The 16048-nt window shown below is 67.3% G+C and carries 6 protein-coding genes and 1 pseudogene; 2 read left to right on the plus strand and 5 right to left on the minus strand.

Annotated elements, in window-relative coordinates:
* Nucleotides 1-9353: pseudogene (locus ACIBG0_RS34595) on the minus strand (type I polyketide synthase); the annotation flags it as partial.
* A 352-nt stretch (nucleotides 9354-9705) separates the two neighbouring features.
* Nucleotides 9706-12207 (minus strand): FtsX-like permease family protein, encoded by a 2502-nt coding sequence (locus ACIBG0_RS34600; RefSeq protein WP_397038491.1) that lies wholly within the window; start codon nucleotides 12205-12207, stop codon nucleotides 9706-9708.
* Nucleotides 12208-12445: 238 nt separating this feature from the next.
* On the opposite strand from ACIBG0_RS34600, the gene ACIBG0_RS34605 reads away from it, so the two are divergent.
* Nucleotides 12446-12988, plus strand: a complete 543-nt coding sequence (locus tag ACIBG0_RS34605) for a YaeQ family protein (RefSeq protein ID WP_397038493.1) — start codon at nucleotides 12446-12448, stop codon at nucleotides 12986-12988.
* Nucleotides 12989-12999: 11 nt separating this feature from the next.
* On the opposite strand, the gene ACIBG0_RS34610 is transcribed toward ACIBG0_RS34605, so the two are convergent.
* Nucleotides 13000-13326: a hypothetical protein gene (locus ACIBG0_RS34610; RefSeq protein ID WP_397038495.1), complete on the minus strand. Its 327-nt coding sequence runs from the start codon at nucleotides 13324-13326 to the stop codon at nucleotides 13000-13002.
* 257 nt (nucleotides 13327-13583) lie between these two features.
* On the opposite strand from ACIBG0_RS34610, the gene ACIBG0_RS34615 reads away from it, so the two are divergent.
* Nucleotides 13584-13919: an RNA polymerase-binding protein RbpA gene (locus ACIBG0_RS34615; protein ID WP_387293736.1), complete on the plus strand. Its 336-nt coding sequence runs from the start codon at nucleotides 13584-13586 to the stop codon at nucleotides 13917-13919.
* Between the two features lie 240 nt (nucleotides 13920-14159).
* On the opposite strand, the gene ACIBG0_RS34620 is transcribed toward ACIBG0_RS34615, so the two are convergent.
* Both ACIBG0_RS34620 and ACIBG0_RS34625 read right to left on the minus strand, forming a co-directional pair.
* Nucleotides 14160-14942, minus strand: coding sequence for an ABC transporter permease (locus ACIBG0_RS34620; protein ID WP_397038664.1), 783 nt, complete (start codon nucleotides 14940-14942; stop codon nucleotides 14160-14162).
* A gap of 83 nt (nucleotides 14943-15025) precedes the next feature.
* Nucleotides 15026-16012: an ATP-binding cassette domain-containing protein gene (locus ACIBG0_RS34625; protein WP_397038497.1), complete on the minus strand. Its 987-nt coding sequence runs from the start codon at nucleotides 16010-16012 to the stop codon at nucleotides 15026-15028.
* Nucleotides 16013-16048: the final 36 nt, after the last annotated feature.

Here is a 16048-nt window from a genome sequence, read left to right on the forward strand (position 1 = left end):
TCACCGCCGCCAGGTGAATCACTCACCAACCCAACGCCATCCAACACACCACTGTTCGCCACAGCCAGCCGCCAGTCCCCCTCCGGCAGCACCAGCGCATCAGTTTCGGCGGCGGCCAGCCGCGGAACGAAGACCGCACCGTCACGTAGGGACAGTTCCGGCTCGCCCAGCGTCGATAGGTGCGCGAAATCGACACCCTGTGCGGCACCGTCCAGGCCCACCACCGTGATTCGCCCCGGCTCCTCCGCTTGCACGGACCGCAGCAGCCCCCGCACCGCGCTTCCAGGCAGGCCGCGCGTGAGCAGCACCAGCTTCGAGTGGCCGAATCGTTCGTCGGCGACCAACCGCTGCACGAGCCGCAATACGTCACCGAGCAACGCGTGCACCTCGGCCACGACATCGGTAGCGTCCACCGGGGCAACGCATTCCACGACAAGTACGGCAGGAATGTCCGCTGTGCCCGCGACGAGCGCAAGCGCGTCGGCCAGACCCAGGACGGGCACAGTGCTCTCGTCGCCGTGATCCGGCACCGCTATCCAACGTAGCGCCTGCAGGCCCGACGATCGACACACCACGTCGTGCGTCAGCTGCGCGAGCGGGACGGGCCGCGCAGCCAAGCGGCGCACCGACACCACCGCACGCCCCGAGGCATCGAATGCCTCGAATCTTCCGGCGGCACTGCCGGTCACGCCAATCCGGGCCCGCAGCTGCCTGGCACCAGTCGCCAGCAGCGCCACGCCTTCCCACGCGAACGGCAACATCACTTCGTTATCGGACGGTGTCTCTTCCGCGCCAAGCACCCGCGCGTGCACGACGGCGTCGAGCATTGCCGGATGGATGCCGAACCCGGCGACATCGACCGAATCGGGCAGCGCGATATCCGCGTACAGAACATCGTCGAGCCGCCAAAGACGTTGCACACCAGCGAATGCGGGGCCATATCCATATCCCGCCGCGGCCAGCCGCCCGTAGCCCGCGCGAACGTCCACTTCGGTCGCGCCCGGCGGTGGCCAGGCACCCGTCTCGAAACCGGCCACGACGGGCGGGCGCACTGCCATCTCACCCTCGGCGTGCAGGACCCATTCGGCATCAGAGCGGTCCGGTCGCGAGTACACCGAAATCGACCGCTCGCGCAGCACCACCTGTACCGCGACCCCACCGCCCTGCGATAGCAGTACAGGTGCCTGCAGTGTCAATTCCTCGAGCTGCCCGTACCCGGCTTCGTCGCCCGCGCGAATCACCAATTCCACCAAGGCCGCAGCGGGCAACACGATCGAGTCACCGATCATGTGATCGGCCACCCACGGCTGCGCTGCCACCGACAAGCGACCGGTAAACACCAGATCGCCGCCCGGAACACCCGCCATGGTGCGCAGGATCGGGTGGTCCACCTCGGTGAGCCCCAGGCTGCCGAGGTCACCGAACGCCTCGGAGGAGGTGAGCCAGTAGTGTTGCCGCTGAAACGGATACGTCGGCAGATCAACCCGCCGGGCACCGGTCCCGGCATAGAACCGCGACCAGTCGACATCGACACCCGCACAATGCGCTTGGGCAACCGCACGCACGAGAGTCTCGACCTGACCACGCCCACGACGCTGAACCGCGACCACTGCCTCCGCATCGATCAACCCCGCTAGCACCGCATCCGGCCCCACCTCGAGGAACCGGGTGCCACCGGCCTGCCGGAGCGCGGCGATGCCGTCAGCAAACCGCACCGGCTCACGCACGTGGCGCACCCAATACCCCGGATCCACCAACAACTCCGACTCCAGCCGACCAGTCACATTCGACGCAATCGGAATCCGAGGCTGCTGCCACACGAGTTCCCCGCACACCGCGGCGAATTCATCGAGCATGGGGTCCATCAACACCGAATGGAAGGCGTGACTGACCGCCAGACGGCGGGTACGCCGGTCCGCCCAGCGCGCCTCGAGCTCGGCAATACCCGCCTCCGGACCCGACACCACCACCGACCCCGGCGCATTGACCGCCGCAACCGAAACCCCATCCGGCAAGTCACCAACCGCGCCAACCTCACCGATCCCCCCAAACTCACCGACCTTCCCCACCTCACCAGCCATCCCTACCTCACCGACCCTCCCAACCTCACCGGCCTTCCCTATCTCACGGGCCTCACTGGCCCTCCCGACCTCACCGGCCTTACCCAGCTCACCGGGCCTACCGATCACGTCAGCCCCACCGATCGCCTCGGCCCCACCGATCTGGACGGCCAGCATCGCCCCACCCGCCGGCAACGCCGCCATCAACCGGCCACGCGCAGTCGCCAAACGCACCGCATCCTCGAGCGACAACACCCCGGCCACATACGCGGCGGTGATCTCACCGACCGAATGCCCGATCACCAAATCCGGTGTCACACCCCACGACTCGAGCAGACGTGCCAGTGCGACCTCGACCGCAAAAACACCCAACTGCGTATTATCCGTACGATCCAGGTCTGTTTCCGGCGCGAAAAGCCATGCCGGATCACAAATCTCACGAACCGCATCCGCGAAAACCGGAAACGTGTCAAACAGCTCGCGACCCATCCCCGCGTACTGCGCACCCTGCCCCGGAAACACGAACACCGTCTTCCCACCAACCACACGCCGCGGCAGCACCCCACCCAACTCCGACCGATCCAACACCACCGCCCGCCACGGCAAATGCGCCCGCGTCGTCGCCAACGAAAACCCAACATCCAACACCGACACCTCCCCCGACAACACCCCATCACCCAACACCGACAACCGATCCGCCTGCGCCACAACAGCCTCAGCAGACCGCCCAGAAATCAACCACGGCACCACCGCCAACCCCACTCCAGCCCGCAACGGCGATCCAGCATCCGCTCGCGACGACACCAACCCCGTCCCCGGTTCCAGCTGCGGCGATTCGGTCCCCGATTCCAGCAGCGGCGATTCGGTCCCCGCCCGCAGCGCCCGCCGAGCCCCCGCCTGCGACGCCGCGCTGCCCCCAACTACCGGCGACACCAACCTGTCTCCAACTACTGGCGGCGCCAACCTGTCTCCAGCTTTCGGCGACACCAACCCGTCTCCAACTACCGGCGACACGACTTCCGCAGGGGCTTCCTCCACGATCACATGCGCATTCGTCCCACTGATCCCGAATGACGACACCCCAGCCCGCCGCGGCCGACCTACGGACTCCCACGACCGAGCCTCCGTCAACAACCGCACATCCCCAACCGACCAATCCACATGCGACGACGGCACATCCACATGCAACGTCGCAGGCATCACCCCACGCCGCATCGCCTCGATCACCTTGATCACCCCAGCCACCCCAGCAGCCGCCTGCGTGTGCCCCAAATTCGACTTGATCGACCCCAACCACACCGGCTCACTCCGACCCTGACCGTAGGTGGCGAGCAACGCCTGCGCCTCAATCGGATCACCCAACCGCGTACCAGTCCCATGCCCTTCGACCACATCCACATCAGCCGGAGACAAACCCGCACTCGCCAATGCCGTCCGAATCACCCGCTCCTGCGACGGACCATTCGGCGCCGTCAAACCATTCGACGCACCATCCTGATTCACCGCACTCCCACGAACCACACCAAGAATCCGATGACCCCTAGCCCGAGCATCCGACAAACGCTCCAACACCAACACACCCGCACCCTCACCCCAACCCACACCATCAGCCCCCGCAGCAAACGACTTACACCGACCATCCCGCGACAAACCACGCTGACGCGAAAACTCCACAAACACAGCCGGTGTGCTCATCACCGTCACCCCGCCGACCAAGGCCAGACCGCACTCCCCCATACGTAAAGCCGCGCACGCCTGGTGCATGGCGACCAGCGAGGACGAACATGCCGTGTCCACCGAAACGGCCGGTCCGAGCAGTCCCAACGAGTAGGCGACGCGGCCGGTCACCAGCGATCCGGCAGGTGTCGGCGCCCCATAGTCGTGGTACATGACGCCCGCGAATACGCCGGTATCGCTGCCCCGCAACGACATCGGATCAATCCCCGCGTCCTCGAGCGCCTCCCACGCCACCTCGAGCAGAATGCGCTGCTGCGGGTCCGTCGCCAGCGCCTCGCGCGGACTGATTCCGAAGAATGCGGCATCGAAATCACCGGCGTCGTAGAGGAATCCACCGGCGCGGGTGTAGGACTTGCCCTGCGCGTCAGGATCCGGGTCGTAGATGTTCTCGGCCCAACCCCGATCGGTGGGGAACTCGCCGATCACGTCGCGTCCGTCGGCGACCACCTGCCACAGGTCTTGCCGAGATCCGACGCCGCCGGGATAGCGACATCCCACACCGACGATCGCGACCGGTTCCGCCAGCTCGACGGAGCGCACCGCATCGGTGCGGTTCGGCTCGGTGGCGCCGCCGAGCCGTTCGCGTACGTGCTCGGCAAGCGCGGTAGGTGTGGGGTAGTCGAAGATCACCGTCGCAGGCAGCGTCAGCCCAATCGTCTCCTTGAGACGGTTGCGGACCTCGAGCGCTGTCAGCGAGTCGAACCCGAGGTCGCGGAAGTTCCGGTCGGGATCGACGCTGTCCGGACCTCGGTGTCCGAGCACCGTCGCGGCCTCGGCGCGGACGAGCTCGAGTATCGACGAAAGCTGGTCTCCCGCACCGCCGTCGGTATAGGCGGGGTGACGGTAGGCCCGCGCCGCGGGTCGTCGGGCGGGTGCGATGGTCTGCCAGATCGGTAGTCGATCCTGGCTGGTCCGCGTATCGAGACCTGCGGCAACTACTTCGGGGCGGCCTGAACTGATCGCGGCATCGAACAATGCCAGACCGTCGCGCCGCGACATCGGCATGAACCCGAGGCGCTGGATGCGGGCGGTGTCACTCGCTCCGAGCGTGGCGGTCATTCCCTGGTCGGCGGTCCACGGTCCCCACGCGATCGAGGTCGCCACCGAACCGGTCGTGTGGCGATGCCGGGCGAGGGCATCGAGAAACCCATTCGCCGCAGCGTAATTCGCCTGCCCGGGTGAACCGACGACGCCCGCCGCCGACGAGAACAGCACGAACAGGCGCAAGTCGCCGGTGAGCGTGTGCAGGTGCCAGGCACCATCGACCTTCGGCCGCAGCACGCGATCCAGCTGGTCGGGCCCCAGCGACTCGAGCACACCATCGGCGAGCACACCGGCGGCGTGCACGACACCGATCAACGGCAGGTCGGCGGGGATCGACGACAAGATCTCGGCGGCGGCGGCGCGATCGGCGACATCGCACGCGACGATCCGCGTGTCGGCCCCAGCCTCGCTCAGTTCGGCCTGTAGCTCCCTTGCACCCGGCGTCGCCGCACCGCCGCGGCTCGCCAGCAGCAGATGCCGAACGCCGTACTCCCGCACGAGATGGCGCGCGACGACCGCACCCAGTCCGCCGGTGCCGCCGGTGATCAGCACCGTTCCGGTCGTCAGGTCCGGCGACAACCGCTCGGCCGGTGTGGCGGTGCGGGCGAGCCGCGGCACGTACACTGTCGCGTCCCGCAGTACGAGCTGCGGTTCTTTCGAAGCCACGGCGACAGCGACGATCTCGGCGAGGTCCGCTACGGCGGTGTCGACCAGGGTGATGCGGCCGGGCTCTTCCGCCTGCACCGACCGCACGAGTCCCCAGACCGCGGCCGCGGCGCAATCCACCGGATCGGTGTCGGCGACCGACACGGCACCGTGCGTCAGCACCACGAGACGACTCTCGACGAAGCGCTGGTCGCCCAGGAAGTGTTGCAGGACAGCCAATATCGTCCGCGTTGTCGCGTGAACGGCCGTGACGGTGTCGGCCGCGATCGTTCGAAGGTCCGCGACGACCACGGCCGGCAGCGCGCCATCGCCGAGCCGCTCCCACTCGCCAAACGACACCGGCGTCGCGGATATCCGCCTCGGCTGCCATTCGACGCCGAGCAGTGCCGCCCGAGGAGCCACGATGCGTTCGGTCGGTGCGGGCCATGCCGTGAACTCGCCGATCGACAGCACCGCATTACCCTGCGGATCCGCGATCTGCACCACCATCGCGCCGTTCGCCGTCGGCGCGATCCGTGCGCGCACCGCCGCCGCACCGGATGCATGCAGCCTCACGCCTTCCCACCCGAACGGCAGGAGTACGCCATCATCGGCCGGACGTGTCACCAAGTGCGCGTGCAGAACCGCGTCGAGCAGAGCCGGATGTAATCCGTATCGACTCGCATCCACCGCATCCGGCAGTGCCGCTTCGACGAACAGTTCATCGCCGCGCTGCCACACCGCGGTCAGGCCGCGAAACGCGTCGCCGTATCGGTACCCGTCGGCGGCGAGCCTGCCATACGCGCCGGTCAGATCGACCGGGTCCGCGTCTGCGGGTGGCCAGGCGAACGGTTCGACCGCCGCCGTGTGGTCAGCGGGCAGGAGCGTGCCGAGCGCGTGCAGGGTCCAGTCGTCCACTGACTTGTCGGCCCGCGCGTACACCGACACCGCCCGATCACCGGATTCGCTCGTCGCGCCGACGATCACGTGGACGACCACGCCGCCATCGTCGGGCAGATACAGCGGCGCGGTGAGCGATAGCTCGCGGATGGTCGGGTAACCCACCTCGTCACCCGCCCGGACGGCCAGTTCGACGAAGACAGTTCCGGCGAGCATGACGTGGTCGCCGATCCGATGGTCGGCCAGCCACCGCTGCGTCGCGATCGACAGCTGCCCGGTCAGTATCACCCCGCCCGAATCCGGGTTCGCCACCAGCGCATTCACCAACGGATGACCAGTGGCGCGCAGTCCGGCCGGTGTCTGGTCTGATTGCCCGGGCACCGCCCAATAGCGTTCGCGCGCAAAGGCATACGGCGGCAGTGGCACACCACGCGCACCCCTGCCGTCGAGCACCGCGGGCCAGTGCACTCCGGCACCGCCGCGCGCCAACGCCGCCATAGCACCGACCGTCGCGGCGACGTCACCGCGGTCCTTGCGCAGCATCGGCACCGACACCACATCGCGCGACCGCACCGAATCCGCCATCAAGGCGGCCAATCCGCCGTCGGGGCCCGGTACCAGGAATCGAACGGTTCCGGCGTCCTCGAGTCTGCGCACCGCATCGGCGAATGCGACCGGCTCGCGCACCTGCCGAACCCAGTAGTCCGCCGTCGCCATATCCTGATCCGATGTCGCGCCGGACATGGTGGTGACAATCGGCATCGTCGGTGCCGCGTACCCGATGTCGCGGGCGGTCACCGCGAACTCGTCGAGCATCGGTTCGACAAGCGCCGAATGGAATGCGTGCGACACCGGCAGGCGATGCACCTTGTGCCCGCGCTGTTCCAGTTTCGCGGCCACGTCGTCGACCGACGCCGCCGCACCGGACACCACGACTGACCTCGGCCCGTTGATCGCCGCGATCTCGGCGCCGGGAACGAGCGCCGAGCTGACCTCGGCCGCGGTCGCATGCACGGCCACCATCGCGCCGCCGTCCGGAAGCGCCGCCATCAACCGCCCCCGCGCCGACACCAGCCGAGCGGCGTCGGCGATGCCGAACACACCGGCGGCGTGGGCGGCCGCGATCTCCCCGATCGAATGACCGACCACGAAATCCGCACGCACGCCCCAGGATTCGACCAGTCGGTAGGCAGCGACACCGATCGCGAACAGCGTCGACTGCGCGAAATCGGTGCGGTTCACCAGGTTCGAATCCTCGCCCCACAGCACATCGCGGATCGGCTGTGCCAGCGCGGCCTCCGCCGCGTCGAATGCCGCCGCGAACGCGGGAAACGTCGCGTACAGCTCGCGTCCCATACCGAGGTACTGGGCGCCCTGGCCCGGGAAAACGAATGCCGTCTTGCCCGCGACCGCGCCCACCGGCGACCGTTGTTCGGCAATCGCGTCGAGTCCTTCGAGCAGTTCGGCGCGGTCGGCTCCCACCACGACAGCCGTATGCTCCTGGCTCGATCGGTTCGCGAGCGACCACGCGATGTCGAGGACAGACACGTCCTGCTCGGCTCGCACCCAATCCCGCAGCCGCGCGGCCTGCCGAGCGAGTCCGGCCGAATCCCGCGCCGCGACCACCCACGGCAGCACCGGCAATGCGGCACTGTCGGAGTCCCGCGACGCCGATGGTGCCGCCTCCTCGAGGATGAGATGCGCGTTCGTACCGCTGATGCCGAACGACGAAACCGCCGCCCGCCGCGGCCGGTCGCCAACCACCCACGGACTGGCTTCGACGGCCAATTCCACCGCGCCGCTGGACCAGTCGATCTGTGGACTCGGCGCGTCGATATGCAGCGATTTCGGCACCACGCGATGGCGCATCGCCTCGATCATTTTGATTACGCCCCCGACACCGGCCGCCGCCTGGGTATGCCCGATATTCGATTTGAGCGACCCGAGGATCAGCGCGGGGCTCGATCCGCGGTCCTGACCGTAGGTGGCCAGCACCGCGTGCGCCTCGATCGGATCCCCGAGCGGTGTCCCGGTCCCATGTGCCTCGACGACATCGACATCGCGCGCCGCAATACCTGCCGCGTCCAATGCCGCCCGAATGACCTGCTGCTGCGAGAGCCCGTTCGGCGCGGTCAGCCCGTTGCTCGCGCCGTCGTGGTTGATCGCGCTGCCGCGAATAACGGCGTGCACGGTGTGCCCGTTACGCTCGGCATCCGAGAGCCGCTCCAGCAGCAGCACGCCGACGCCCTCGGACCAGGCGACTCCGTCGGCGGCGGCCGCGAACGACTTGCTCCGCCCGTCGGCGGCGAGCCCGCGCTGGCGCGAGAAGTATTGGAACATTCCGGGTGTCGCCATCACCGTCACACCACCGGCGAGTGCGGTCTCACACTCTCGCGACCGCAGCGATTGACACGCCTCGTGCAGTGCCACCAGCGAGGACGAGCACGCGGTGTCGATGGACAGCGCCGGGCCGTGCAGACCGAGGTGGTAGGCGATGCGGCCGGATACGACACTGATCGTGCTCCCGGTCAGCCAGTGGCCCTCGATCTGCGGCCATGCGTCGGTGTCGAGCAGGCGCGCCGCATAATCGTTCGCGCTCGCACCCGCGAAAACACCGGTTCGGCTACCGCGCAGCGCCTTCGGATCAATGCCGGCATGCTCGATCGCCTCCCATGAGGTTTCCAGCAGCACCCGCTGCTGCGGGTCCATCGCGAGCGCCTCGCGCGGTGAGATGCCGAAGAATGCGGCGTCGAATTCGGCGGCGCCGTCGAGGAAACCGGCTTCGCGCGCGTAACTCCGTCCCGGCGCATCCGGATCGGCGTCGAAAAGGTCGGCCAGCTCCCAGCCGCGGTCGCGCGGGAACGGGCCGATGGCATCATGCTCGCCGGCGACGAGCTCCCACAGCTCGGCCGATGTTGTAACACCGCCTGGAAAGCGGCAGGCCATTCCGATGACCGCGATCGGCTCGGAGCGCTCCGCTCGCAAACGGTTCAACTCGCTGCGTGCTTCGCGCGCTTCCCCAAGCGTGCGCTTCAGATACACCCTGAGCTTTTCCTCGTTCGACATGCCATGGGCCCGTCATCGGAGGCGGCGGGGGGCGGTCAGCGATGCGACATGACGCAGAATGATCGACCTCCATCGGCCCGGGCGGCACCGGTTGAATCGACTTGCCAGAGACACCGCGCCCGCATCGTAACCCAGACGCCAGGAACACATCGGCAAACCAGCACTGGGAACAAATCAGCACCGGTCGACTACGAACGCGATTGCGGCGACACCGCTTTCGATCGAACTTTCCCGAAGCTATACCCGTCAGGCATCATTCGACGTCGACCGCGTCAACAATGTTGAGCCGCGCCGCGTGCATGGCTGGCGGAACCGCCCCGACCAGGCACAAGAGCAAAGCTCCCAGCCCGAAGACCACAGTCGTCGGCGTGAGTCCGAAGGCTATATCCAGCCCGAGAACATGTGTGAACGCAAGCGTATTCACATATTGGTTCGCCACGCCGATGACCAGCCCGCAGATGCCGCCGACCACGCCGATCGCCGCCGCCTCCGCGAGCACCATACGCATCATGAAGCGCCGTGATGATCCGATCGCTCGGAGGACACCGAGTTCGCGGCGGCGTTCGAGCACCGACAGCATCAACGTATTGACAAGGGCGACCGCGGCGACGAATACGACGATCCAGGTAATGGCAGTGATCAGCACGGTTGCCTGCCGCAGGCTCGCGGTCGTCCCGGCAAGCTCCTGCTGCCCGGAGTACACATGCACCGAGGTCGGCACGGCCGCACCGATCGCACGCTGCACCGCCGCCCGATCCGCGCCCGGTTGCACGGTCACCTCGAGCAGGGTCGAGCCGGGCCGGTCGAACCACTGTCGCAACTGCGGCAGGCTCATGCCGACGAATCCGGTCAATGCGGAGAAATAGGAAAACACCTCGAGCACCTCGACGTGCTGGAAACCGTGCGGCGTCGGGATCGTCAGATCGTCGCCGGCGCGTACGCCGAGCGTCCGCGCGATATCGCGCGACACCACCACACCGGCGCCGGCCAACATTCCCGCCCGTGCCGAAGCACTCAGGGACTCGAAGAGCGGATGCCGCGTTCCCGCCGCGAGACCCTGCACGATCACCTTCGCCCCGTTGATCGACGCATAGGCCATCTGTCCCGGCACGACACCGGCGACCCCGGGCAGCGCGGCGATCGTCTGCTCGATTCCGCTGGGCAGCAGCGGTCCGGTCGGAAACACCTCGTTCGACGTCGGCTGAACCCACACGTCCACCGCCGCCGCCGGGCGGAAGGCGTCGACGGCCGAATCGATCCCGTTCTTGTTCGATCCGGTGATCGACACCGTCATCGCCACCGCGATCAGGACCGATATCACGGTGACCCAGACCCGCCGCGGCGCACGCTCGATGGTGGCCGCCGCGAGCGCGCCCGGTGCGCCGAAATACCTGGCAACCGCGACGGTCGCCGCGACCAGCTGATCGAAGCATGCGAAGCAGACGAAAACGGCGCCGTCGAGGAACAGCGCTACCGCGCCGATCGACCAGAGACCGAGATCAATGGTGGCGGCAGCAATCGACACAGCGAGAGACCCCACGCCGGCGACGGCGGCGACGATCCGCAATGAGAGGTGGATCCGGTCCGCCGACGAGACGCCGACCGGCGCGAGTGCCTCGATCGGCGCCACTTTGTACACCTGACGCGCCGCAGCCGCCGCCGCACCGACGCACGAGACCACACAGGCGGTGAGTACCAGCGGTACGGTGAACCCGGGCAGAGCGTACCCGATTCGGACCTGCAAGGACTGGACGAGGGCAGCGGGCAGCAGACCGATTGTCCAGCGCCCCATAAGGATTCCGATGCCGATGCCGAGTACCCCGCCGATGGCACCGAGCACGGCGGCTTCGGCGAGCAGGTCGCGCACAATGACCTGCTTGCGGCCGCCGATGGCGCGCAGCGTCGAAATGACGTTGCGGCGCTGGTTGATCGCCATACTCATCGCGTTGTAGATAAGGAATCCCGCGACGACGAGGCCCAGTGCGGCGGCCATCAGCGTCGTGGACCGCAGCACCGCGATGACACCGCCGGCCTGCGCGGCACGGAAGTTCGGGTCGGTCACCACCGCCCGCCCGGCGACCACATTGTCGACCGCGGACCGCACCACACCGACGTCGGAACCGGGCGCGGCTAGCAGCAATATCGAGTCGATCGTGCCGGTGCGACCGGTGATCCGCTGCGCAAGGCCGAGCGTCGACATGATGAAGTGGCCGTCGTTGAGCCGCTCCGCCGCCGGTCCGTCGATAACCGCCGCGACGGTGACGGCGGTATCGACCACCTCGAATTTTTCGCCCTCGGACCAGCCGGTGCCAGGACCGACCAGTACGCCGTTGGGCACCGTGAGCAGCTTCGCGCCGCCACTGGTCTGCGCGGAGACGGCGCGCTGCAGATCGCTGCGCAGGGACGCGGCCGAGACCGGATCAATCCCGATGAGCAGGGTATGGGTGCCTCCGGACCCGACGTCGGCGCGGATCATCGGCACGGCGGCGGACACCCCGGGCACCCGCGCGACCTCCGATTGCAGCGCCTGGCCGAACCCGGCATCGGTCACGCCCGATACCTCCAGCGCTGCGTTTCCGGCGATATCGGCGCCGAGCCGGTTCACCGATTCCGTGATAGACCCCGAGATCCCGAACACCGCCACGAGCAACGCGGCCGAGACCGCGAACACCGCGACCGACATCGCCGTCCGGCTCAGATGCACGAATAATTCACGAATGTTGAACAGCCGCAGCCGATCCAGCGTCGCGAACATTACAGATACTTACCGACGATATTCGTCATCGCGACGGGCAACGACACTGCGCATCCGACGACATCTCCTGCTGGCGGCATGGTTCGGAGCATGCCACACCTGATTCCGGTCGGTAGGCCATAGACGGGGGCACGATCTCGGCTGAGCAGCGTATTGAAGCGGACCGTCGCGGCCGTGGCGCAGTTCGTGGATCGCATCCAGCCTGTGCCGTAGACCACACCGTTAAGCTCCTGCACCTATGGCCCTCAGCGCGACACTGCACAACTTCGCCGTCCACCTCGCCGATGTCGACCGTGGCGTCTACCAGGAGCTGGAGTTGCGGGTTGCGCGCCACCCATCCGAAACCGCCGAGTTCATGGTCACGCGACTGCTCGCCTACTGCCTCGAATACGAGGACGGCATCGCCTTCAGCGACGGCGGCGTTTCGTCCACCGACGAGCCCGCGGTGCTGGTGCGCGATCTCACCGGACGGGTCACCGCCTGGATCGAGGTCGGAGCACCCGATGCCGATCGCGTCCACCGCGGCAGTAAATCGGCGGAGCGCGTCGCCATCTACACCCACCGTGACCCGGCCAAGGTGCTCGCACAGCTCACCGGCAAGCGGATCCACCGCGCAGAAGCGATTGCGCTGTACAGCTTCGATCGCGACTTCATCGATTCCGCGGCAGCCGCGATCGAACGCCGCAACACGGTCACGCTATCGATAACCGAGCGACTGCTGTACTTGGACCTGAATGGCATCGGCCTGAGCACGTCGGTCGAAAAGCACAGCCTCGGCTAGCGGTCGACCGCTCACCGGAGACGTTCGGCCTCGCGGGTGAGGGTCAGCAAGGTGGCGCTCAAGGCCTTCAGTTCTTCGGTTTCGGCACCCTCGCCGATGGCGGTGGCCACGTCCTCGGCGGCGCAGCGGGCGGCGAACCAGCGGTCGGCCAGGTCGGCCGCCTCCTGGGCGCTCAATACCACCGAATCCGCCGGAATTCCGGTTCCCTTCAAACTATTGCGGTGTTCGTAGGCGCGTTGGCGACAGGACTGACGGCAGTACCGGCGACGACGTCCGGCCTCCGATTCGACGATCTCCCGCCCACACCACAGGCAGCAGGACAGCAAGCGGCGCGACATGACGCAGAACCCTAATGGTTGTGCCGACCGAATGGGACTCGCGACCCCGGTTCATCGGCGCGGCGCGGGCGTGGCGGAGTATGGCCGGGACACCGACTACAATGGAACGGTTCGCCAGAACGCCGATGGGGAACTATTGGCGCAGGCACGATCGTTACATCTAAGGTCCAGCGAGCGTCACGCGTTCATCCGGCAGTGACCGATGAGGGACGCGGTCGCAGCGCAACAAGACTCGAGCACACAGGGAGAGGCACACCATGGCAGATCGCGTACTCCGGGGCAGTCGGCTCGGAGCGGTGAGCTACGAAACCGATCGCGACCACGACCTGGCCCCGCGACGGATTGCTCGGTACCGGACCGATAACGGCGAGGAGTTCGACGTTCCCTTCGCCGACGACGCCGAGATCCCCCCGACCTGGCTCTGCCGCAACGGCCAGGAGGGCACCCTCATGGAGGGCACCACCCAGGAGACCAAGAAGGTCAAGCCGCCGCGCACGCACTGGGACATGCTGCTGGAGCGTCGCAGCAAGGACGAGCTGGAGGAGCTGCTGAAGGAGCGGCTCGACCTGCTGAAGACGCGGCGCCGGGTCTAGGTTTCCATAGGCGACGTCCCGGTGGAGGCCGCGGGAGCGCCTCGAGCCGGAACCAGCCTGACACAACAGAAGGCCGCTTGCGCCAACCGGTGTAAGCGGCCTTTCTCGTACCCGAGTGCAATGCGCGCACCCCATGCGGCGGCTGCACACCGGGTATAACGGGTGTGCAGCCGCTACAAGGGGTTACCGAGAACTTGCCCGCGGGCGCCGATCCCGTGCTGCCCGAGGATGAATTACGACCTACTTACTGGCGACCTTGCGGTAGCGCAGCAGCGCCAACGGCACGACCACGATGAGGATGGCGAGGGAACACGCCACCGAGTATTCGATGCAGTGGTCGGCGGGCCAACCGGTCGGCGTGCCGAAGGCGGGTGGCGCACCGTTGTCGAAGAGCTTGCGACCGGCGGCGGAAACCGCGGTGATGGGGTTCCATTCGGCGACGGTGCGCAGCGGGCCGGGCAACGATTCCGAGGAGATGAAAGCCGAGGAGATGAAAGTCAGCGGGAACAGCCAGATCAGGCCCGCACTCTGGGCGACTTCGACGGTGGGTGAGAACAGACCGGTGATCGCTCCGACCCAGGACATCGCGAATGCGAACAGCAGAATTATCGCGAAAGCCAACACGGCATCGACGATCCCGCCGTTGATACGCCATCCGACGATATAGCCGCAGCCGACCATGACGGCCACGCTCAGAATATTCACCACCAGATCCGAGAGCGTGCGCCCCATCAGCACCGCCAGCCGCGACATCGGCAGCGTGCGCATTCGGTCGATGATGCCCTTCTCCAGATCGCCCGCCAAGCCTACGGTGGTGAAGGCGGCGTTGAAAGCGACTGTCTGGGTGAAGATTCCGGCCAGCAGGAATTCGCGGTACTGGCCGCCGCCGAGTGAAGCGCCGAAGATGTAGGCGAACAGGAATACGAACATCAGCGGCTGGATCGTCGCGGTCACCAGCAGGGTCGGGACCCGCAGGATGGTCAGCAGATTCCGGTAGGCGACGATGCCGCTGTCTCGGATGATCCGGACGTGCGGCTGCCGAATCTCCTGCGGGGATTCGGTGTGCGCCGTCGGTGCCGGTTCGGCGTGCGCGACTGCGGTGCTCATCAAGACAGGATCTCCTCTTGTACATCATCGATTTCCGGCTCGAGGTCGTGCGCCGGGCTGCCGGTGAGGGACAGGAATACGTCGTCGAGACTGGGCCGAATCACCTCGGCGTCGACCACACACACCCCGGCGTCGTCGAGCCTGCGCAGCGCTTCGACCATGGTGCGGGAGCCGTCGGCGACCACGATGGAGACTTCGTCCGCGCCCAGATCGTGCGTCGGCTCACCGATGCCGACCTGCGCGAGGATCGTCAGTGCGGGCAGCACGTCCTGACCGGGGGCCAGCGTGACGGTGAGCCGGTCGCCGCCGATGGAGGTCTTCAGCTCATCGGCCGACCCCTTGGCGATGACCCGCCCGCGATCGATGACCGTGATGCGGTCGGCCAGTTGGTCGGCCTCTTCCAGGTACTGGGTGGTGAGCAGGACGGTGGTGCCGTCGTCGACGAGATCGCCTATGACCCGCCACATATCGAGACGGCCACGCGGATCCAGGCCGGTGGTCGGCTCGTCGAGCACCACCACCGCTGGCCGTGCCACCAATGCCCCGGCAAGATCGAGTCGCCGCGACATACCACCGGAGTAGGTACCCGCCCGACGGTGCGCCGCATGGTCCAACCCGAAGGAGCTCAGCAACTCCGCCGCGCGCGAGGTGGCCTGCCGCTGCGACATCCCGTACAGCCGCGCCACCATGCGCAGGTTCTCGTATCCGGTCAGGTTGGCGTCGACCGCCGCGTACTGACCGGACAGTCCGATGCGCCGACGGGCGGCCGCCGGATCGCGCAGCACGTCGATGCCCGCCACCCGCACCGATCCGGCACACGGCCGCAGCAGAGTGGTCACGATGCGCACCGTGGTCGTTTTACCGGCGCCGTTGGGCCCGAGTAGCGCCATCACCGTGCCCGCCGGAATCTGTAGGTCGACCTCATCGAGCACCCGCAACCGGCCGTAAGTCTTGACCAGGCCGCGCACCTCTACCGCCAGACTCACGACACGACCTGCCGAGCCCTCGCCCCCGACGCCCGC

This window comes from Nocardia sp. NPDC050630 (assembly GCF_044457245.1).
Lineage (GTDB): Bacteria > Actinomycetota > Actinomycetes > Mycobacteriales > Mycobacteriaceae > Nocardia.